The sequence below is a fragment of the Streptomyces sp. NPDC005195 genome, assembly GCF_040608315.1.
GTDB lineage: Bacteria > Actinomycetota > Actinomycetes > Streptomycetales > Streptomycetaceae > Streptomyces > Streptomyces kaempferi.
In genome coordinates this window covers 1-20,127 of sequence record NZ_JBEXHZ010000047.1, presented here as the reverse complement: position 1 = coordinate 20,127, position 20,127 = coordinate 1, and the positions used below count along the sequence as shown (strand labels likewise).

General features: G+C 70.7%; 20 protein-coding genes and 3 pseudogenes. 14 read left to right on the top strand and 9 right to left on the bottom strand.

Going from position 1 to position 20,127, the window contains the following annotated elements:
• Positions 1-157: 157 nt before the first annotated feature.
• On the bottom strand, positions 158-739 hold the full coding sequence (locus ABZV34_RS30390; protein ID WP_356283584.1) for a TMEM165/GDT1 family protein: 582 nt from the start codon (positions 737-739) through the stop codon (positions 158-160).
• Between the two features lie 448 nt (positions 740-1,187).
• Here ABZV34_RS30390 and ABZV34_RS30385 point away from each other — a divergent pair, with 448 nt between their 5' ends.
• The 4 genes from ABZV34_RS30385 (at position 1,188) to ABZV34_RS30370 (ending at position 6,819) form a co-directional block, all read left to right on the top strand.
• Entirely contained in the window at positions 1,188-1,832 is a 645-nt protein-coding gene (locus tag ABZV34_RS30385) for an HNH endonuclease family protein (protein ID WP_356283581.1), read from the top strand.
• A 105-nt stretch (positions 1,833-1,937) separates the two neighbouring features.
• Positions 1,938-3,620 (top strand): alkaline phosphatase D family protein, encoded by a 1,683-nt coding sequence (locus ABZV34_RS30380; protein ID WP_356283578.1) that lies wholly within the window; start codon positions 1,938-1,940, stop codon positions 3,618-3,620.
• A 428-nt stretch (positions 3,621-4,048) separates the two neighbouring features.
• Positions 4,049-5,983 (top strand): FAD/NAD(P)-binding protein, encoded by a 1,935-nt coding sequence (locus ABZV34_RS30375; protein WP_356283575.1) that lies wholly within the window; start codon positions 4,049-4,051, stop codon positions 5,981-5,983.
• A gap of 203 nt (positions 5,984-6,186) precedes the next feature.
• A complete protein-coding gene (locus ABZV34_RS30370; RefSeq protein ID WP_356283572.1) occupies positions 6,187-6,819 on the top strand; it encodes a VTT domain-containing protein in 633 nt (210 codons plus the stop codon).
• Positions 6,820-6,870: 51 nt separating this feature from the next.
• Here the strand turns inward: ABZV34_RS30370 and ABZV34_RS30365 are convergent, their stop codons facing one another.
• Positions 6,871-7,098, bottom strand: a complete 228-nt coding sequence (locus tag ABZV34_RS30365; protein WP_356283569.1) for a DUF2277 domain-containing protein — start codon at positions 7,096-7,098, stop codon at positions 6,871-6,873.
• Between the two features lie 189 nt (positions 7,099-7,287).
• Here ABZV34_RS30365 and ABZV34_RS30360 point away from each other — a divergent pair, with 189 nt between their 5' ends.
• Positions 7,288-8,061, top strand: coding sequence for an MBL fold metallo-hydrolase (locus ABZV34_RS30360; RefSeq protein WP_356283566.1), 774 nt, complete (start codon positions 7,288-7,290; stop codon positions 8,059-8,061).
• 80 nt (positions 8,062-8,141) lie between these two features.
• Complete coding sequence (locus ABZV34_RS30355; protein WP_356283563.1) at positions 8,142-9,068, top strand: 2-dehydropantoate 2-reductase; 927 nt, start codon at positions 8,142-8,144, stop codon at positions 9,066-9,068.
• Positions 9,069-9,081: 13 nt separating this feature from the next.
• On the opposite strand, the gene ABZV34_RS30350 is transcribed toward ABZV34_RS30355, so the two are convergent.
• Together ABZV34_RS30350 and ABZV34_RS30345 are read right to left on the bottom strand one after the other, a co-directional pair.
• Positions 9,082-9,669 carry a hydrolase gene (locus ABZV34_RS30350; protein ID WP_356283560.1) on the bottom strand — a complete coding sequence of 196 codons (588 nt, stop codon included), beginning with the start codon at positions 9,667-9,669 and terminating at the stop codon, positions 9,082-9,084.
• A 305-nt stretch (positions 9,670-9,974) separates the two neighbouring features.
• Positions 9,975-10,424 (bottom strand): MarR family transcriptional regulator, encoded by a 450-nt coding sequence (locus ABZV34_RS30345; RefSeq protein WP_148013778.1) that lies wholly within the window; start codon positions 10,422-10,424, stop codon positions 9,975-9,977.
• A gap of 178 nt (positions 10,425-10,602) precedes the next feature.
• Here ABZV34_RS30345 and ABZV34_RS30340 point away from each other — a divergent pair, with 178 nt between their 5' ends.
• Positions 10,603-10,947, top strand: coding sequence for a hypothetical protein (locus tag ABZV34_RS30340; protein WP_356283557.1), 345 nt, complete (start codon positions 10,603-10,605; stop codon positions 10,945-10,947).
• A 178-nt stretch (positions 10,948-11,125) separates the two neighbouring features.
• Here the strand turns inward: ABZV34_RS30340 and ABZV34_RS30335 are convergent, their stop codons facing one another.
• Positions 11,126-11,314 (bottom strand): hypothetical protein, encoded by a 189-nt coding sequence (locus tag ABZV34_RS30335; RefSeq protein WP_356283554.1) that lies wholly within the window; start codon positions 11,312-11,314, stop codon positions 11,126-11,128.
• Between the two features lie 553 nt (positions 11,315-11,867).
• Between ABZV34_RS30335 and ABZV34_RS30330 the strand changes: the two genes are divergently transcribed.
• From ABZV34_RS30330 to ABZV34_RS30315, 4 genes are all read left to right on the top strand, one after another.
• Entirely contained in the window at positions 11,868-12,095 is a 228-nt protein-coding gene (locus ABZV34_RS30330; RefSeq protein ID WP_356283551.1) for a ferredoxin, read from the top strand.
• Entirely contained in the window at positions 12,085-13,479 is a 1,395-nt protein-coding gene (locus tag ABZV34_RS30325) for an FAD-dependent oxidoreductase (protein WP_356283548.1), read from the top strand. Before ABZV34_RS30330 ends, ABZV34_RS30325 begins: the two co-directional genes overlap by 11 nt.
• A 39-nt stretch (positions 13,480-13,518) precedes the next feature.
• On the top strand, positions 13,519-14,727 hold the full coding sequence (locus ABZV34_RS30320) for a cytochrome P450 (protein ID WP_356283545.1): 1,209 nt from the start codon (positions 13,519-13,521) through the stop codon (positions 14,725-14,727).
• A gap of 209 nt (positions 14,728-14,936) precedes the next feature.
• Positions 14,937-15,725 carry a tetratricopeptide repeat protein gene (locus ABZV34_RS30315; RefSeq protein WP_356283542.1) on the top strand — a complete coding sequence of 263 codons (789 nt, stop codon included), beginning with the start codon at positions 14,937-14,939 and terminating at the stop codon, positions 15,723-15,725.
• Between the two features lie 176 nt (positions 15,726-15,901).
• Here ABZV34_RS30315 and ABZV34_RS30310 read toward each other — a convergent pair whose 3' ends face one another.
• A complete protein-coding gene (locus tag ABZV34_RS30310; protein ID WP_356283539.1) occupies positions 15,902-16,171 on the bottom strand; it encodes a CPCC family cysteine-rich protein in 270 nt (89 codons plus the stop codon).
• A gap of 131 nt (positions 16,172-16,302) precedes the next feature.
• Between ABZV34_RS30310 and ABZV34_RS30305 the strand changes: the two genes are divergently transcribed.
• Positions 16,303-18,828 carry a hypothetical protein gene (locus ABZV34_RS30305; RefSeq protein WP_356283536.1) on the top strand — a complete coding sequence of 842 codons (2,526 nt, stop codon included), beginning with the start codon at positions 16,303-16,305 and terminating at the stop codon, positions 18,826-18,828.
• A 49-nt stretch (positions 18,829-18,877) separates the two neighbouring features.
• Here ABZV34_RS30305 and ABZV34_RS30300 read toward each other — a convergent pair whose 3' ends face one another.
• Positions 18,878-19,081 carry a hypothetical protein gene (locus ABZV34_RS30300; RefSeq protein WP_356283637.1) on the bottom strand — a complete coding sequence of 68 codons (204 nt, stop codon included), beginning with the start codon at positions 19,079-19,081 and terminating at the stop codon, positions 18,878-18,880.
• Positions 19,059-19,160: pseudogene (locus ABZV34_RS30295) on the bottom strand (RNA polymerase subunit sigma-24); the annotation flags it as partial. The gene ABZV34_RS30300 and the pseudogene ABZV34_RS30295, both read right to left, overlap by 23 nt.
• A 158-nt stretch (positions 19,161-19,318) precedes the next feature.
• On the opposite strand from ABZV34_RS30295, the pseudogene ABZV34_RS30290 reads away from it, so the two are divergent.
• Positions 19,319-19,510: pseudogene (locus ABZV34_RS30290) on the top strand (DUF4236 domain-containing protein); the annotation flags it as partial.
• Positions 19,511-19,606: 96 nt separating this feature from the next.
• Positions 19,607-19,885: a hypothetical protein gene (locus ABZV34_RS30285; RefSeq protein ID WP_356283634.1), complete on the top strand. Its 279-nt coding sequence runs from the start codon at positions 19,607-19,609 to the stop codon at positions 19,883-19,885.
• 93 nt (positions 19,886-19,978) lie between these two features.
• Here ABZV34_RS30285 and ABZV34_RS30280 read toward each other — a convergent pair.
• Positions 19,979-20,127: pseudogene (locus ABZV34_RS30280) on the bottom strand (IS5/IS1182 family transposase); the annotation flags it as partial.

Genomic DNA, 20,127 nt, shown 5'->3' with positions numbered 1-20,127 from the left:
GTCCGGTCCGAGGCTCGGCGCCGGGTCCCCCGGGGGGACAAGGCGGCCCCGCCCGCCGGTCAGGGAGTGCGGACGGGAGCCACTTTGTTTCTCTACGATACAAAATGGACGGCTCCGGCGCCACCGCTTCCGCCGGGACCCTGGCGCACCGGGCGGCTCAGCCCGCGACCGCCTCGTACAGGCTCCACACCCCGAGCCCCAGCATCAGCACCGCGGCGACCTTGGTGATGAGCTCCAGCGGCACCCGCTTCATCAGTGCCTTTCCGCCGACGATGCCGAGCCCGCCCACCGCCCACAGCGCGAGCACCGCGCCGAGACCGACGGAGAGCGGGTCGTCGTAGCGGGCCGCGAGGTTCGCCGTCATGATCTGCGTGAGGTCACCGAACTCGGCGACCAGGATGAGCATGAAGCCCGCCCCCGAGACCTTCCAGAAGGTCTGGTTCCCGGGCTTGCGGATCTCCTCGTCGCCCTCGCCCTTCTTCAGGAGCAGCACGGCGGCACCGGCGAGGAAGAGCACCCCCGTGAGCGCGTGCACGATCTGCTGCGGCAGCAGGGTCAGTACGCTGCCCGCCGCGACGGCGAGCCCGACATGCACGGCGAAGGCCGCGGCGACACCCACGAAGACGTACGAGGCGCGGTAGCGGGCGCCCAGGACGAGCCCGGCGAGCGCGGTCTTGTCCGGCAGTTCGGCGAGAAAGACGACACCGAAGACGAGCGCCATCACGGTGATGCTGATCAAAATCCCTCGATCGGTCGGGGCCGCCCCGCCGAGAGTGCTGTGACTGTGACGCGACACCTCGGCACGGCAGCACACATCGGCGCCCTCGCGTCCGAGGACGCGCGGGCGGTGCACTGCGTTGCCGAAGGTCTCGCCGACCGGCCTCCGCGGACCCGTGGGTCGCGGTCGAGGCCTGTCTCCGGGCGCCGGCTCAGACGGGCTGAGCGGTATGTCGACGGTCCGGCGAAGAGCTACTCCCCTTCTGCGCCGACCAGTCTACGGGACGGCGGAACGGGCGGATAAGGGCCGAAGGTCCCATGGCCGGAAGGCGCGCGATCCGTGACGTCACAGGTCTTGGCATGTCATGAGCACGTCATTAACTTCTTACCTGATGCACCCCTCCCGGAAACGAGCCGCCGCAAGCATGGGCCCGCTCGCTCCAACGTCCCCCCACTCCAAGGGAGTTCGCATGTCGAAGGTCTACGCGCGTCGACGGCTGAGCATACTCGCAGCCTTCACCGGCCTGATAGCCATGGCCGGGATATTCACCGGCCCCACCGCCTCCGCCGCCCTGCCCACCCCGGTCAGCGCCGCCACCGCCCGCACCTATCTCGCCTCCCTCTCGGTGAAGACGGAGAACCGGACCGGCTACAACCGCGACCTGTTCCCCACCTGGATCACCATCAGCGGCACCTGCAACACCCGTGAGTACGTCATCAAGCGCGACGGTTCGAACGTCGTCACCAACTCCGCCTGCACGGCCACCAGCGGCAGTTGGTACTCCGTCTACGACGGTGCCACCTGGACCGCCGCGTCCGACCTGGACATCGACCACCTCGTGCCGCTGGCCGAGGCCTGGGACTCCGGCGCCGGCGCCTGGACCACCGCACAGCGTCAGGCCTTCGCCAACGACGTGACCCGCCCGCAGCTCATCGCCGTCACGGACAACGTCAACCAGCAGAAGAGCGACCAGGACCCGGCCGAGTGGATGCCCCCGCTCAGCTCGTACGCCTGCACCTACGTCCGTGCCTGGGTCCAGGTGAAGTACTACTACAACCTCGCCGTCGACTCCGCCGAGAAGGCCAAGCTGAGCTCCGTCCTCAGCGGCTGCTGAGCCGGCGCCGGTCCCCCCACCTCCGAAACCGGCGCGCTTTGCGGAACCTCCCCGCTCCCCTCCGTCGTTCCGTACCGTACGGGGCGACGGAGGAGGGTGATCACCATGGCGGAGCTGCTCCTGGGGCCGCTGCTGAGGTACGTCGACAGCTCGTCCGCGACCTTCTGGGTCGAGGCGAACCGTCCTTGCACCGCCGAGGTGCGCTGCGCCGGCGGCGCCCGCGGCGAGGCGCGCACGTTCCAAGTCGCCGGGCACCACTACGCGTTGGTGCCGGTGGACGGACTGACACCGGGCACGGAGTCCGCGTACGAAGTACTGCTCGACGATGTCGGCGTCTGGCCGCTGCCCGGCTCGGCCTTCCCGCCCTCGGTCGTCCGCACCCCGGACGGACAGGACGCGGTCCGGGTCACCTTCGGCTCCTGCCGCTGGGCGGCTCCCCCCGCCGACGAGAAGGACCCGGTGGGCCCCGACGCCCTGGACACCCTCGCGCGACGTATCGCCGCCGCACCGGACGACGAACGCCCCGACGTCCTGCTGCTGTTGGGCGACCAGGTGTACGCGGACGAGGTCTCGGACGCCACCCGCGCGTGGCTCACCGCCCGCCGCAGCCTCGCGGACCCTCCCGGCAGCCAGGTCGCGGACTACGAGGAGTACACCCGCCTCTACTACGAATCCTGGCTCGACCCCCAGGTCCGCTGGCTGCTGTCGACCGTGCCCAGCTGCATGATCTTCGACGACCACGACGTCATCGACGACTGGAACACCAGCGCCGCGTGGGTCTCCGACATCCGGGCCACCGGGTGGTGGCGCGAACGGCTGCTGAGCGGCCTGATGTCGTACTGGGTCCACCAGCACCTCGGCAATCTCTCGCCGCGCGAACTGGCCGAGGACCCCCTCTACGCCGCCGTCCGCGAGACCCCCGACGGCACGGACGTGCTGCGCGGCTTCGCCGCCCAGTCCGACGCCGACCCCGCCTCCGTACGCTGGAGCTACCGCCGCGACTTCGGCCGCGTCCGGGTGCTGATGGTGGACACCCGGGCGGCCCGGGTGCTGGCCGAGGACGAGCGGGCGATGCTGGATCCGGGCGAGGCCCGGTGGCTGCGCGAGCAGGCACTGGACGCCCCGGGCTCGTACGACCACCTCCTCATCGGGACCTCGCTGCCCTGGCTCCTCCCCCACCTGGTGCACGAGGCCGAGGCATGGGATGCCGCGCTGTGCCGGGGCGAGCGGGGCACGCGCTGGGCCAGGTTCGGGGAGAAGCTGCGCCGCGGGGCCGACCTGGAGCACTGGGCGGCCTTCCCCGCCTCCTTCGACGCGCTGGCCGGGCTGCTCGCCGAGGCCGGTTCGGGTCCGGACGCGCCGGCCACCGTGTGCGTACTGTCGGGGGACGTCCACCACGCCTACGTCGCCGAACCCGCCTGGCCCGAGGGCGCGTCCGGTCCCGACGCCCGTGTGCTCCAGCTGACCTGCTCCCCCGTCCACAACTCCATACCCGCGTACATGCGGCTCGGATTCCGCTTCGGGTGGAGTGCGGTGGGCCGGGCGATCGGCCGCCGCCTGGCCAGGCACGGCAACTGCGCGCGCCCCGCCGTCAGCTGGCGCAGGACGGGCGGACCCTGGTTCGGCAACCAGCTCATGACCCTGACCCTGCAAGGGCGTTCCGCCCGGCTGCGGCTGGAGCAGGCGCGGACGGGACGGAGGGGCGGGACCGGGAGTGGGGGCGGGGGCGGAGACGGGCGCGGGGGCGCCAGGCTGCGGACGGTCGTGGAATCCGAGCTGAGTTCGTGAGCCCGGGGCCCAAGAGTTCGAGAAGCCTTGGGTTCGAGAAGCTTGGGTTCGGGGGCGTGGATTCGGGAGGTTGCGGGTTCAGGAAGTCGCGGATTCGGGAGGTCGTGGATTCGGGGAGCGTCGAGTCCGGGAGGCCGTACGTTCGCGAAGCCGTACGTCCGCGGCCCGCGGACCATCTCCCCTCGGACACCTCGGACGTCCGCAGTCGTCCGCAGTCGTCCCCAGTCGTCCGCAACCGGCCTTTGCAGGAGGTGTATACGGGTGTCGCGCGCGTCGCCCGGGATGCGCGTGACGCATCACACAGCGAGCGGCCGTCCAGCCGCCCGGGGCTCGGTTCCCGTGCCCCGCGACGGCATGATGAGGCGGACCGTCCGCTTCCAGCGGGCAGTTCACCGTCATGCGCCCCACCATGTCCGGGAGTCACACTCTTGTCTGCACCGACCGCGGAATCCGCAGGGCCCGCCGAGCCGACCGAGGTCTCCGTCGCCTTGGTGGGCGCCGGACCGCGGGGTACGAGCGTCCTCGAACGCCTCTGCGCCTCCGCGCCGGAACTCCTCCCGCCGGACACCAGACTGACCGTCCACGTCGTCGACCCGGCACCGCCCGGCCCCGGCCGCGTCTGGCGCACCGCGCAGTCGCCGCACCTGCTGATGAACACCGTGGCCTCACAGGTGACCCTCTTCACCGACGACAGCGTGGACTGCTCGGGCCCGGTCCGCCCCGGACCCAGCCTGCACACCTGGGCGGGCGGCGACCTCGGCCCGGACGAATACCCGACCCGCGCCCACTACGGCCGCTATCTGGAGTGGGTGTTCGCCGAGGTGGTGCGGCAGGCACCGGACCCGGTCCGCGTCCGCACGCACCGGGCGCGCGCGGTACGGCTCGACGACGGCCCCGGCGGCCGTCAGACCCTCACCCTCGACGACGGAGACGCGCTGCCGGGCCTGTCCGCGGTCGTTCTCGCGCAGGGCCATCTGCCGGTGTCCGCGGACCGGAACCTGCGCGACCTCACCTCGTACGCACGACGGCACGGCCTGCGGCACGTCGCGCCCGCCAATCCGGCCGACGTCGACCTCTCCGCCCTCGCCCCCGGCGAGCCCGTCCTGCTGCGCGGGCTCGGCCTCAACTTCTTCGACCACATGGCGCTGCTGACGGCGGGCCGCGGCGGCCGCTTCACCCGCACCCGCCGGGGCCTGCGCTACCACTCCTCGGGCCGGGAGCCCCGGCTGTACGCGGGCTCCCGCCGCGGCGTCCCCTACCAGGCCCGCGGCGACAACGCGAAGGGGCCGTACGGCCGTCACACCCCGCTCGTCCTCACCCCCGAGACCGTCGCCCGCTTCCGCGGACGCGCCGACTCGGGTGAGGCTCCGGACTTCCTGGGCGAGATATGGCCGTTGGTGGCGAAGGAGGTCGAAACCGTCTACTACGAAGGGCTGTTGAAGGAGCGCGGGCGGCTTCGCGGCGGGCCGCGGGAGTTCCGGGAGTGCTTCCTCTCCCTTCCCCACGGCGTTCCCCAAGAGGCCTCCCTGCTCGAGGAGTTCGGTGTCCCGAGGGCGGACCGATGGTCCTGGGACCGCATGTCGCGTCCGTACGCCGGGCACGTCTTCGCCGACACCGGTGAGTGGCGCGGCTGGCTGCTCGCCCATCTGCGCGAGGACGCCGAGCAGGCCGCGCTCGGGAATGTCGAGGGCCCGCTGAAGGCCGCCCTGGACGTGCTGCGCGACCTGCGCAACGAGGTGCGGCTGATCGTCGACCACGGCGGCCTGCGGGGCGGGTCGCGCCGGGAGCACCTGGACCGCTGGTACACACCGCTCAACGCCTTCCTGTCGATCGGGCCGCCCCGCCGACGCGTCGAGGAGATGACCGCGCTGATCGAGGCGGGCGTCCTGGACGTCCTCGGCCCGCGGTTCGACGTGCGGGCCGAGGACGGGACCTGGATCGCGCACTCCCCGGACGTGCCGGGCTCGGCCGTACGCGCTACCACGCTCATAGAGGCACGGCTTCCGGAACCGGACCTCAGGCGGACGGCCGACGAACTGCTCGCCCGGCTGTTGAAGACGGGTCAGTGCCGCCCGCACACGAGTGACGGCCACGAGACGGGTGGGCTGGACGTGACACGGCGCCCGTACCGGCTGCGGGATCGCCAAGGCCGCCCGCACGCACGGCGGTTCGCCTTCGGAGTGCCCACCGAGGGCGTGCACTGGGTGACCGCGGCCGGCGCCAGACCAGGGGTGGATTCGGTCACGCTGTCGGACGCCGACGCGGTGGCGCGGGCGGCGCTGCGTGCGGCGACGGCCGAAACGGAACGGGAAGCGGCGGACGTCAGGACCCGGCTGAATATTGAGCTTGCAAGCATTGATTAGGGCCTCGCCGCCCATTCACGGGACGGCACTCCCCCACCCCTCTGACTCCCCGGCGTCAACGCACCGTGAACAACACATAAGCCCCCCGTGACCCCGCTGTCACACCCGCCGCGTACGCTGTATGGCTGTCACAGGCCGCCCTGCCGCTCCCCCGCGACGTAGCGGCGAGGTCGTGCCTTCGGGGGAGTACAGGGGAGTTTTCGGTGCTGGAGAGTGTGGGGTCGCTGACGGGCAGCCCATGGATCTACGCGGCGGTGGCCGTCTCGGTCCTGCTGGACGTCTTCCTGCCGGTGCTGCCCAGTGGCGTCCTGGTCATCACGGCGGCCACCGCGGCGGCCGCGGGGTCCACGGGAGCCGTGCCGCACGCGGTACCCGACATCCTGGCGCTCACCCTCTCCGCGGCCACCGCCTCGGTCCTCGGCGACCTGGTGGCGTACCGGCTGGCCTGGCGCGGCGGCGAACGCCTGGACCGTGCCATCGCCCGCTCCCGCCGGCTCTCCAGCGCGCAGGAGCGTCTCGGCGCGGTGCTCGCGCGCGGTGGAGGTGCGGGCGGCGCACTGGTCGTCCTCGCCCGCTTCGCGCCCGCCGGCCGCTCGGTCGTCTCGCTCGGCGCCGGCGCCGCCCACCGCCGCGTCCGCGAGTTCCTGCCCTGGTCCATACTCGCGAGCCTGGCCTGGGCCGTGTACAGCGTGGCCCTCGGCTACTTCGGCGGGCAGTGGCTGGGCGCGACCTGGCTCGCCACGGGGGTCTCGTTCGCGGCGCTGTTCGGCGCGGGCGCGGGCGCGGCGTACCTGATGCGCCGGCCCGTACCCCAGGAGTCGGGCACCGGCGCCTGACGCGCGGAGCGCCTCACCCACGGCCCCGCGGGGCCGTTCCGCCGGGCCGGTTCAGCCCGCGCGCTGGGTGACCCCGCGTATCTCCAGGCCGCCCAGCAGCTCGGCCGTGGCGGCCGCGACCGCCTCGACCGCCTGCTCGAAGACCTCACGGTTGTGGGCGGCCGGGGCGCGGAAACCGGAGACCTTGCGGACGTACTGGAGGGCGGCGGCGCGGATGTCCTCCTCGGTGGCCTCTTCGGGGAGTACGGGCGGGCGGAGAGTCTTGATGCTGCGGCACATGGGTCCAGTCTCGCGCGGACGACGACGCCATGACCTCCGGTCGTCACATCCGGTCGCCTCTTCCGGCAGTCGCACGCCCTGGTGATCCGGGACGGTACGGGTGTGGGCGTGGGGCACGGGTATGGCTATGGGCACGGGTATGGGCGCCGGCAAGGGAATACGGTCTCGCTCCGCTCCCTTGTGCAGAACATGACCCCTGTGGAGATCACCTACGTCGGCGGGCCCACGGCCGTCGTCGCGCTCGGTGGCGTCCGGCTGCTCACCGACCCGACCTTCGACGCCCCCGGCAAGTACCCCATCGGCACGCGCGAACTGGTGAAGACGACGGGACCGGCGCTGGCGGCCACGGAGATCGGCGCCGTCGACGCCGTACTGCTCTCGCACGACCAGCACCCGGACAACCTCGACACCGCCGGGCGGACCTACCTCATGGGCGCGCCCCTCACCCTGTCCACGGCGTCGGCGTACGACCGTATCGGCGCTCCCGTGCGGGCCCTGCCCGCCTGGGAGCACGTCGAGCTGCCGCGCCCCGACGGCGGCGGGACGCTCCGGGTGACCGCCGTACCGGCGCTGCACGGCCCCGCGGGCTCCGAGCCGGTCGTGGGCGAGGTGACCGGTTTCGTGCTGTCCGGCGAGGGACTGCCCAAGGTGTACGTCAGCGGCGACAACGCGTCGCTGGACGTGGTCCGCGAGATCGCCCGGCGGGAGGGCCCGTTCGACGTGGCCGTCCTCTTCGCGGGCGCGGCACGCACCCCGCTCGTGCCGGACGCCCCGCTGACCCTGACCAGTGAGGAGGCCGCGCGGGCCGCCGTGATCCTGGGCGCCCGGCACGTCGTCCCCCTGCACTTCGAGCACTGGGGCCACTTCACCGAGGACGGTGCCACGCTGACGAAGGCCTTCGCGGAGGCCGGACTCGGTGACCGGCTGCACCTGCTGGAGCCGGGGGCGTCGGCGCGGCTGTAGCGCAGGACGGCGCGGCCGGGCATGATCCACTCCAGGCGGCCACCGTCCCCGGGGCCGACCCACGAGAGGATCGAACAGACATGACGAAGAACGAACGCGACGAACGCGACGAACGGTTCACCGTGGCGGTACTGGGTCCCGGCGGCGTCGGCGGGCTGCTCGCCGCGCTGGTGGCGCGGGCCGGGTACCGGGTGATCTGCCTGGCCGGGGACGAGACGGCGGGGGTGCTGCGCGCGGACGGCATCCGGGTCCGCAGCGGACGGTTCGGGGAGTTCACCGCACGGGTCGAGGCGGACACCGAACTGCGCGAACGGGTCGACGCCTGTCTGGTCACGGTCAAGCACACGGCACTCGACGCGGCACTCGACCGGGTACCCGCGCGGGCGCTCGGCGAGGGCCTGCTCGTCCCCTTCCTGAACGGCGTCGAACACCCCGCGGCCCTGCGCGCCCGCTACGGGCCGGACCGGGTGGCCCCCGCCGTCATCCGTGTCGAGTCGACCCGGACCGCTCCCGGGGTGATCGAGCACGGCAGCCCGTTCGCGGAGATCGACCTGACCGGTGACACCGTGGCGCGCGAGCGGCTCGACGCGCTCGCCGGAGTCCTCACGGCGGCGGGACCGGACGTCCGCGTCCAGGCCGACGAGGCGGCGGTGCTGTGGGCGAAGATGTCGTTCCTCGCCCCGTTCGCGCTGCTGACGACCCGGTACGGGGTGCCGCTGGGCGACGTCCGGACCCTGCACCGGACGGAGTTGACGGCTCTGGTCGCGGAGACGGCCGCCGTGAGCCGCGCGAGCGGGGGCCCGGCCGACCCGGCCGCGGCCCTCGCTCGTTACGACGCCTTCCCGCCCGGTGCGAAGTCCTCCATGCTGCGGGACGCCGAGGCGGGCCGTCCGCTGGAACTGGACGCGATCGGCGGCGCGTTGCTGCGGGCCGCGGCCCGGCACGGGGTGCCCGTGCCGGTCGCGGAGCGGCTGGTGCGGGAGTTGGAGGGCGCGGGTCCCCGCTGACGCGGGGCGCGGCTCACGCGTGGGTCTTGGCCAGCAGTTCCACGATCTCGGCGGTCGTACCGGTCTCGCCGAGGCGGGGGAAGATCCGCTCGACGCTGTTGCGGTGGGTCTCGCCGTCCAGGTCGGTCATGGCGTCGGTGGCCAGGGTGACGTGATAGCCGTGCTCGTGGGCGGCGCGGGCGCTGGACTCGACGCCGATGCTGGTGGCGATGCCGGTCAGCACGATCTGGGTGATCCCGCGGCGGCGCAGCTGCAGGTCGAGATCGGTGCCGTAGAAGGCGCCCCAGTTCCGCTTGGTGACGGTGATGTCCCCGGCGTGCCCGGCCAGTTCGTCGACGATGACGTCCCAGCCCTCCGCGAAGCTGCGGGCGCGGCTCGGTCCGTCGTTGCGGCCGCGTACGGCGTCCGCCCCGTCGGCGGCGGCGGTGACCCGTACGAGGACGACCGGGAGGCCCTGCGCGCGGAAGGCGTCCGCGAGCAGCACCGACCGCTCGACGACCTCGGCGGCGGTGTGGGGGGCGAGGCCCGGGTTCCCGACGATGCCGTTCTGCAGGTCGATGACGACGAGGGCGGTGTGCGGGTCGAGCGTGGTGACTGCCATGGTCAGGCCTTTCGGAGGGGTGTGCCGGAGCGTGTGGGGAGGGATCGGTCCGGAAGAGATCGGTCCGGAAGAGATCGGTCCGGAAGGGTCGCCGCTGGGAGCGGTACGGCTCCGGCGGGCGTGAGGGAGAGGGCGGGTTGGTGCCGTCCATACGGGTCTGCGGCGGCTGCGGCGAAGAAGGCGGGGCGGCGACGGCCAGGAGGTCGTCGCCGCCGCCGCCGTTGCCGCCGTCGCCGTCGGGCAAGGCGCCGGGCGGCGGCACTGGGGGCCGAGAATCCGCTCGAGCCGGGTGCCGAGGGCGGGTGTCACGGGCGGGTGAGCCGGTCCAGTACGGCCATCGCCTCGATGACGCTCTGCCGCTCGGCCTCCGTGCAGCGTTCCTGGAGGGCCTTGGCCAGCCATTCCCCGCGGGCCTGCCGGGTGCCCTCGACGCGCTCGCGGCCGGCGTCGGTCAGCGTGACGAGCTGCCGGCGGCCGTCCCCCGGATCCGGGTTGCGGGCGATCAGTCCCTGCTGGTCGAGCACGGCCAGGGTGGCGGCCATGGACTGTGGCCGGACGCCCTCGGTGGCGGCCAGCGCGCTCGCCGTGGCCGCTCCGCTCTTGCTCACCAGGGTGAGCGCGGAGACCTGTGACGGGGTGAGGTCCTGCCGCTCGGAGACCTCCCGGATCCGCCGCCGCAGGCGGTTGAACGCCACCCGCAGATCCTGCGCCGCGCGCGCGGCGGACTCGGAGATGCCCTCGGCGCTGTCGTCCATGGCAGCCACACTAAATCCGTCAGTCCAGGCTGTCCAGTTTGAACTGGCCAGTTCAAACTGGACAGCCTGGACTGGCCACCTGCGACCGAGTGCATCCGTCGGCCGGAGCGGGCAACCGTTCGGGTGAACTCCCGGAAGGAACTCGCACCTCAAAATCGAACAGGCGTACCATTGCCGCGTGGCTGCGACCTATGACTTCCCGAGTGACCTCCTGGCCGGCCAGGAGGAACTGCACCAGGTCCGGGCGGAGCTCCTGGCCCTGCTCAAGCGGCTCCCCTGGTCGGTGGAACCCCTGGACGGCTTCAGCGACGACAGGGGCTGGCGCCAGGTGGAGCGCCCCGCGTCCCCCGGCTGGACCGACGACGAACAGGCCGAGGTGGAGAAGCTCAGGCAGCGTGAGCGCGAGCTCGCCGTGTTCGTGACCTGCCACCGTTTCTGGTCGGAGGTCGCACCCCCGGAGACGGTCGACGCCCGCGCGAGGCTGAAGCACGCCCAGGGAGTGCCGGCGGCGGACCTTTCGTAGCCGTCGTGCGGCGTGACATCCGCCGTACGGTGCGACACCGGTCGTACGACGTGGCAGCCGCCGTACGGTGCGCGTTCGTCGCGGGGCTTGGAAGCCATCGCGTCTCGGTGCCCCAAAGGCCGGTCCGGACACGCGAAGGGCACACGAGGGGGCTCACGAACGACGGCGACGGCGACGGCTACCGCTTCAGCGCTCGGTAGCGCTTGAGGAGAGCAGAGATCCGGTCAGGGTCAGCGCGGCCGTTCAGCTCTGTCAGCAGATCGTCGGGGCAGAGTTCGTAGAGATCTCCCCACCAGCGCCGCCCCTTGTTGTCCCAGATCCGGTATCCGCCCGGCACCCCGCGCGCCACGTACCGTCGTTTGCCCACGCCGCCCCGCCCTCCGGTTCGCTCCGCCTCCGCCTCGACCGGGCCCAGCTCCGCACACAGGAGTCATCCACACCCACCCAAGGCCGCAGCCGTCCAAAGCCGAGGCCATCCAGGGTCGTTGATGTCAGCGCGGGATGTCGGCGGAACAGTTCCGGCACAGGGCAGGTTTCCCAGGGCTCGTCCGGCGGGCACTGGTCAGAACTGTGGATCGAGCCATGGCCGTGGGCCTTTCCTCGGCGCCGTGACCGGGATCGGTTCAGACGTGGGTGCGCGCCTGTTCGATCCATCCCAGTACTCCCGTGGCGCCGCACTGTTCGGCGGTGGCCCGCGCCTCGTCGAGGTATCCGAGGGCCGCCTCGTGATCGCCGGTCAGCGCCGCCCTCGCCTTGCGAGACCTGGGCGGAGGACTGAAGCTGAAGGTGAGGCATGCCTACCGACCACATGGACCCAGCGCGGACGGCTGCGGGTTCGGCCAGCACGCACGGCTGCGGGTTCGTCCACCGCGGGCGGCCGCGGGCTCGGCAACCGCGGCCCCTGCAGGGAGCGGATTCCAATGAGGCTTGTCGTCGATCTCAACCGGTGTCAGGGGTTCGCGCAGTGCGTCTTCCTCGCCCCGGACGTCTTCTCTCTGCACGGCGAAGAGGCGCTGCTGTTCTCCCCTCGCTTCGACGAGGCACAGCGTGAGCGGGTGAAGAAGGCCGCTGCCGCCTGCCCGGTCCAGGCCATCCTCGCCGACTACTCCGATGAGCCGACGAAGCGGGTGGAGCCCCATGTCGGCTGACACGGACATCGAGGTCCTGCGGCGCCGGGGCCGCATCGTCGTCGTCGGTGCCTCGCTGGCCGGTCTGCGCGCGGCGGAGACCTTGCGCGAGAAGGGTTTCACCGGATCACTGACGATGATCGGCGACGAGCCGTACGAGCCCTACGACCGGCCGCCGCTGTCCAAGCAGGCGCTGCTCGGACGGGCACGGCCCGAGGACACCGCGCTTCCGCGGCGGCGGGACATCGACGCCGAGTGGCGTCTGGGCGTCGCCGCCGAGGGCCTGGACCGGGACGCCAAGCAAGTGCGCCTGGCGAACGGCGACACCGTCCCCTACGACCGCCTGCTGATCACCACCGGGACCAGAGCGCGGCCTTGGATCCACCCGGAAGAGGCCGCCCTGGACGGGGTGTTCGTGTTGCGTACCCGCGACGACTCCGCTCGCCTGTACCGGAAACTGACCGGGGGCGTGCCCCGGGTGTTGGTGATCGGCGCCGGTTTCACAGGCTCCGAGGTCGCCTCCGCCTGCCGGGAGCAGGGCCTCGAGGTCACGGTCGCCGAACGCGGCCCGGCACCGCTGGTGGGCGCGCTCGGCGGAGTGATCGGCGCGGTCGCGGACCGGCTGCAGCGCAAGCACGGGGTCGACCTGCGTTGCGGCGTCAGCGTCACCGCCCTCGAGGGCGGTGACGTGGGACGGCTCAGGCGCGCCTATCTGTCCGACGGTTCGGCGATCGACGTGGAGGTGGCGGTCGTCTCGCTCGGCGCCATGCGGAACACGGAATGGCTCGCCGGCTCGGGGGTGGCCGCGGGTCCGCGGGGGATCGCGTGCGACGCCGGGTGCCGGGTGTTCGACGTCAACGGCATTGTCACCGACGACATCTACGCCGCCGGTGACGTCGCCCGCAGCCCCCACCCGCTGTTCGACTACCAGTTCCTGGCGCTGGAGCACTGGGGCAACGCGGTCGAACAGGCCGAGATCGCCGCCCACAACATGATCTGTGCCGGGCCTGAACGCCGCCCGCACCTGTGGCTGCCGATGTTCTGGTCCTCCCAGTTCGGCGTCAACATCAAGTCGGTGGGCGTGCCCTCGCTGGGCGACCAACTGGTCGTCGCCCAGGGGACACTCGCCGAGGAGCGGTTCGTCGCGGTGTACGGCTACCGCGGCCGCGTCATCGCCGCGGCGTCCTTCGACGGAGCCAAGTGGCTGGGGTTCTACGAGCAGCAGATCGCGTCCGGCGCGCCCTTCCCGCCGGAGTACGGCTCGGTGGACCGCCGGAGCGAGACGCTGCAGCCGATCGACTCGGCTTTCCCCGATCCCCATCTGCCCACCCACGGGCCCACCGTCACACTGACCGGCCACTCACCGAACGAGCGGCGTGTCACGTTCGTTCCGTCGCATGCCTGATCACCGGCCCCGCACCGCTCGGAGCCCTGAGGAGTCACCATGACGTCCGGCACCATCTCCGCGCAGATCACCGACTACGCCAATCGGGCCGACCCCTATCCGCTCTACGCGGAACTGCGCAAGCAACCGGTCAGGCGGGAGGACGACGGCACCTATCTGGTCAGCACCTTTTACGAGGTACGGAGCCTGGCCAACGACCCGCGGCTGAGCAACGACACGAGCAACCGCCCACCCGGCTACGCCCGCCCCGGGCAACCGGCGGAGGAGACCGGACTGCCGCCCAGCTTCATCTTCACCGACCCGCCCAAGCACGACCGGCTGCGCGACACCATCAACCGGCCGTTCGGCCCGCCGCACAGCCCCAGGTTCCTGGACGGCCTGCGTGAAGAGTTGGCCAGGGCCGTCACCGAGCTGCTCGACGCCTTCGAGGGCAAGGACCAGGTCGACATCGTGGAGGACTTCGCCTACCCCCTTCCCGTCACCGCCATCTGCAAGGTCCTGGGCGTGCCGCGCGAGGACGAACCGCGCTTCCACGTCTGGGCCGATGCCCTGGCGTCGTCACTCGATCCCCACGCCGGCGACGACGACGGCCTCGAAAGGACACAGCGGGCGCGCCAGGAGTTGGGCGCCTACCTGTCCGATCTGATCGAGACCAAACGCCGCCACCCCGGCCCCGGGATGCTCAGTGCGCTCGCCCCTGACATGACACCGGCAGATCTGGAGGCCACCGCGGTGCTGCTCCTGGTCGCCGGCCACGAGACCACCGTCAACGCGATCACCAATACGACCCTCACCCTGCTGCGCCACCCCGACCTCCTCGATCGGTTCCAGAAGGACCCGGGCCTGGCCGTCCCGCTCATCGAGGAAGTGCTGCGGTACGAGCCTCCGGTCCAGTTCGTCCCGTGGACCACCGCCCTGACCGACATCGAGGTCGCCGGCACCACGATCCCCAAGGGCTCGCCGGTCTGGCTCATGCTGGCCGCTGCCAACCGCGATCCCCGGCGCTTCGAGGACCCCGACAGGTTCGATCCCGACCGCAAGGACAACGAGCACCTGGGCTTCTACACGGGCATCCACTACTGCTTCGGCGCCCCTCTCGCCCGCATAGAGCTCCATTTGGCTGTGCCCGAACTCTTCCGCAGGGTCAAGTTCTCCCGGCTGCTCGAGGACCCGCCGCCGTACCGCGCGAACGCGGTGCTGCGCGGCCCGCGCCATCTTCCCGTGGCCATCGAGGGCCTGACGGCCTGAGCACCCCCGCCGCAGGCTGGTGCGCCGGCCGGACAGGGTTGTTGGCGTACGTCTCCGTCCGACGTCGTCGATGTCGGCCGTGGATGTCAGAACCCTCGGCGACCGGGTCTTCTGCAGCGAGCGCCACACTCAGAACTGGCAGACTCCGGAACCACCGAGGAACCTGCAGCCGCTAACTTCGGCCGGACCTCCGGTGGGCCTACGGCCGTATGTCTCGTTCGGATGCGTTGGCCCTCGACCGCCTCGGGGACCTGGTTAAGGCAGGGGACTACGAGCAGGCCGAAGCCGGAGCGAGAGCACTGGCGGCCGCGCCACGGCGCCTTCGCAGACGAAACCCCCTAACGGTGTGGCATGCCAGGGCTTTGGCCACGGCGGCGGCCGTGGCTCACGGGCGTGGAGCGGAGGTACTGACCGAGTTGGAGGCGTTGATCGGGGAGTTGGAGTCGGCAGTGGGCGTCGATCCGGGACTGCCGTTGGTGGTTCGGGGGAACCGTGTGGTGGTCCTCATTCACCAGAGGCGCTATGCGGAGGCTGAGGCCGAGGCGAATGCCATACTGCGAGCCGCGACCCGCATAGCGCATCTCACTGAGGTGTGGAGAATCGAACTGTCCACTTTGGACGACCTGGCAGATGCGATGTGTGGGCAGGGCCGCTACGCGGAGGCCGAGGCCATTGCGCGGGGGAATTTGCCACGTGCGGTCGGGGGCACGGCTGCCGCTTTGCAGTGCCAGCTGGTGCGGAGCCTGACCGGGCAGGGCCGACACGAGGAAGCCTTGACGGAGGCGCGTCGCCACAGGTCAATTTGGGTTCGGGAGAAAAGCGGGGTCCTGGACATGGCCATTGCCACAGCCTTGCATGGCCTGGGTCGCCGCAGCGAGGCAGAGTCTGCAGCGCGACGGGCGTTGACCGACTGCGAGAGGTTTCTGCATCCGGCCCATCCTCGCATCCATGAGGCACGTGAGCTGGCGGTCCGGACTGCCGGCGAGGATCTGGCCTGATGGCTTCAAGGACCCTCAGCTTGGGAAGCTGCGATCATTTAAAGCCCGCTTCGGACCGGCCCTGACCTGTGCGAACGGCCATGGAACGGCCCCCTCAGGCTAAGCCGCTTTCACTGAGACTCCCCGCTGTTCCCCGCTCGATCTGGTGCGCTCGTGCATGCGGGAACTCTGGGACGTCAGGACCACGAGTAGAGCGTGCCCGTTCCGTAAGGCGTGCCGCTGTGCGGATGCTCTTCGGGCAGCGGGGCCCGTACAAACTGAGCGCAGTGCTCGTTGCACGCACCGATTGTCTCGAAGTTCCGGCGAGCCTTCCACAGGCTGAGGCCGTGGTTGGGGCCTCCGTGTACCTCATTGGCGTCATGCTCGTCCTGACCGTGGTCCTCCCAGCTCGTGCTCCTCGGAACAGCTCTCGATTTGAGTGAGTGGGTGGCAGCGATCGAACGCAAGTTTTAGCACTTCACCCTAGAGTGAGCTGATCGACTCCTGTGTTGGATGAGCCGGGAGTTGGTTCTCAAAGGAAAGGGGCGGGAAGCAACTGATGTCCGGATTTTGGGGTGGGCGGATCCGAAGACCCGCTGTGGTAGGAGCGAGCGGGGCGTTGGTGGCGGCCTCGGTGCTGCTCGCGCCCGTGGCGAGTGCCGCGGAGGGCGAACTCGCCACGGTAGGCCTGGTCTCCTCGGTACAGGACCCGGCACACCGCAGCGCGTCGAGTTCCGAGTTGGGAGACGGTGGCCGCGTCGAACTCGTCGACGGGCGGAACCTCCGGGTCACGGCGGACCCGGGAGGCTCCGGGGGTCACCCGGCCCGCTACTCGGTCGCCGCCATGAACGGCACGCTGTCCGTACGGCCGACAGGAAAGTCCGCGGCAGACCGTACGGGTGCGAAGCTTCCGCTGACTGCGACGGGTACCGTGCGCAGCGGTCTCAGGACGGCGACCGCCACCGCGTCGACGTACACGGTGAAACTGAGCATCACGCACGCCGACGTCAGATCCAAGCTCTTCTACGTCTGGAACCGCAAGACCTGGACGTCGTACGCCGTCAACAGCGACACCGCAGGCGGCACGGCGAGCGTGAAGCTGCCGCCGGGCGACTACTTCTCGGTGGCGTTGCACAACGACTGGTTGGAGCCGAGCTACCTGCTCACTCGTACCTTTACCGTCGGTTCGGCCGCCACCACGGTCACTTTCGACCAGAACGCGGCGAAGGAGACCGCGATCCGCACCGACGACACCACCGCCACCCGGGACTCCTCTGCCGTGTGGATCAGCGTCCCGGGCGGCGACCTGGCGGGCTTCGCCGGCGGCGGGCCCGAGAAGGTGTACGTCACCCCGTTCTCGGTGCCCGGTGTCTCGCTGCGACTGCACGAAGTGCTCGGCAAGAAGGGCTCCTCCGCAAGCGTTCCGAGCCCCTACCGCTACGACCTCACGCACAGCTACACCACGACGGTGCCCACCTCGCCCGTCACCACGGTCCGTACCTCCGCCCTGGCGAAGACCGTCACGAAGGTCAACGCCCCGGGCACCCGCACCACCGCGTACCTGCAGAGCTCCCCTTCTTTCGGTGAGTGGACGGGCGTGTTCATCGGCGGCTCGGTGCCGGCCGCCGGTTCCCTCACCGAGTACGCCACCCCGGGCGTCACCTACAGCCGCCTCCTGAACTACGGCACCGGCGACCTGAACCTGAACCTTCCCGATCGCACCCTGCCTGCCGGGACCAGCGCGGGCGAGGTCCTGGGCGCGGCCCCGCTCCAGCCGGTGCGCGGCCCGTCGATCGGCTCGCAGCGGTACTACGGGAAGATCTCGCTGTACGAGGGAAACGCCTTCGGCGACGTCGCGGGCCACTCGGGCTCCGACTTCCGCGCGACCAATTCCTACAAGCTGACGTCGGACGGCGTCACCTATGCCCAAGCTTCGGGACTCGACAGCTCCCACGGTCTGATGTCGTCGAGCCTGCCGTCATTCGAGAGGGCGTACGCCCTCGACCAGACCGTGCACCGCCGCGTCCCTTACTCCTCGTTGTCTACGGACGTGCACAACGAGTGGACGTTCCGCTCGGGTTACGCGGAGGGCAGGGAACTCCCGTTGATCGATGCCCGGCTGAAGGTCTCGGGGCTTGACAGCCTGGGCCGTGCGGCTGCCGGGACGGTCCGGATCGACGCGAGCGCGAGCACCCGCAACACTGCCGCGGCCGAGGCGAACACCAAGGTCACGGGCCTCGCGTACTCCACGGACGACGGCACGAGCTGGACCGACCTGCCCGTCGCGGCCGACGGCTCCGCCACCCTGGACGTACCCGCCACCGCTTCCTTCGTCACCCTGCGCGTCACCGCCGACGACGACCGAGGCGGCAGCCTCCGCCGCACCCTCGTGCGGGCGTTCGGGGGCCCGGCCACGCCGAGCGACGAGACGGTGGGAGCGACCCGTATCTCGAACGTCGTGGTGAACGGCGGAAAGCCGGTGGAGCTGACCGACCAGCCGCTCCAGTATTTCCAGGCGAAGTTCACCGCGACCGACCCGTCGGGAATCGCGAACGGCGACATGTACCTCTACCGGGGGTCGTACGCCACCCCCGACGCCATCCTCTACGGCACCTGGACGGCGACCTGTACCAAGACGAACGCGACCACCTCCACCTGCGAGACGGAGTTTGCCTACATCCAGCCCCGCTGGACCCTCGGCCGCAACTCCCTCGCCGGTACCTGGAAAGCCGCCGTCTGGGCCGAGTCCGCGGACGGCACGGGGCACGTGGATCTGCACGCCGCCAAGTCGCCGTCCGTGCTGCGCGACGCGTCGGTGACGGCCGACGCGTCTCCCGAGCCGGTGACTAAGGGCAAGACGATCACCATCACGGGCAAGCTCTCCCGCGCGGACTGGGAGACGCTCGGCGGCTACCACGGATACGTCGGACAGAAGGTGATGCTCCAGTTCCGCAAGAAGGGGGCGTCCGCGTACACGACGGTGAAGACGGTCTCCACCAGCAGCACGGGAGGCCTGAAGACCACGGTGAAGGCATCGACGGACGGCTACTGGCGGTACGCCTTCACCGCTACGTCCACCACCGCGACCGCCACCTCCAGCGGCGACTTCGTCGACGTCCGCTGATCTAACTCACCCTGCCGGGCCCCTGGATCGATCCGGGGGCCCGGACCGCCTACCACCTCGGTCTCGCGCAGGCGTAGGCCGCGGTGCCGGCGGTCTGGAGGAGCAGGGTCGTCCAGGTACCCGCCGGTGTGCCGGGCGGCAGCAGCAGCCAGGTCGCCATCCGCATGGGCGTGCTCGTGGCGAGCGGGGCGAAGAACGAGAACAAGAGCCGGGCGAACATCGGCGGGTACGGCGGCCGGCGGCGGCTCGGCATGGTGGGCTCTGCGCTGGAAGGCGTCAGCGAGGCGGCGCGCCGCGATCGTCCACGGCCAACCCGTGGCCGTCCCACCCATCCAGACGCGGCCCGGCTTTGCCACGCGTGACTGACAGCTGGCACCGTCGATGCGCGCCGTCTGAGCCTCAGCCGAAGACAGTCAGCCACGACGGCGGGTGCCCCCGACCATGAAGCAGACTCCAGCGATCTCAGGCAGAACAGCCCAAAGCTGGTGGTATGCGGGCTAACCTGCTACTCCAATGCCTTGGGGGATGTATGGGACTGCGCATCAACAAGTCGTTCAAGATTGCGCCAGGCCTGCGCGTTCGACTCGGCAGCAAGTCGAGCAGCCTGAGTATCGGAGGCAAGGCCGGGCGGGTCACCATGAACAGTCGCGGGCGGCGGACCACGACAGTGCGCCTTGCCCCTGGAGTGTCGTACTCCACCTCTAGCTCTCGCTCGGGCTCTAGCCGTACAAAGCCCAAGCCGACCCGCCCTGTTCCAGAAGTCCCAGCGGCTCCTACGGTGAGCGCTCCCCTTGGTCCGCTCATCGCACCGCGCCGAAAGACGATTGACGGCTGGATTGCGGCAGACCTACGTGGCGTCGTCGTTCACCGGCGGGCCCTCGACGACGTGCGTATCCCGTTGGCCCAGCTCGTCAGTGCAGAGCTGGACGGTAAAGAACTGACTCTGAAAACCTCAGACGTGGTGACGTACCGCCTGATGCTGACCACGTTCTCCGCCGCGCGAGATCTCCACTACGTAGAGACCTTGGCTCGTGCCGCACGACTGACTCAGAGCTGACCTCAGCAACAATCTGGTCTCCTGCGACACCCGCTTTAGGAGTTCGATCCCGCCCCTGCGCGGCTGCGGTCCAACTAGGACTTGTCCGGCCGATCATGTTCGTAGCCAGATGACGAGGGCTGCCGCTGTGGTGGTGCCGAGGTAGACGTATCGGCGCTTGTCGTAGCGGGTGGCGACGGCCCGGTGCTGCTTGAGCCGGTTGATGGCCCGTTCGATGGTGTTGCGTTTCTTGTACCGATCTT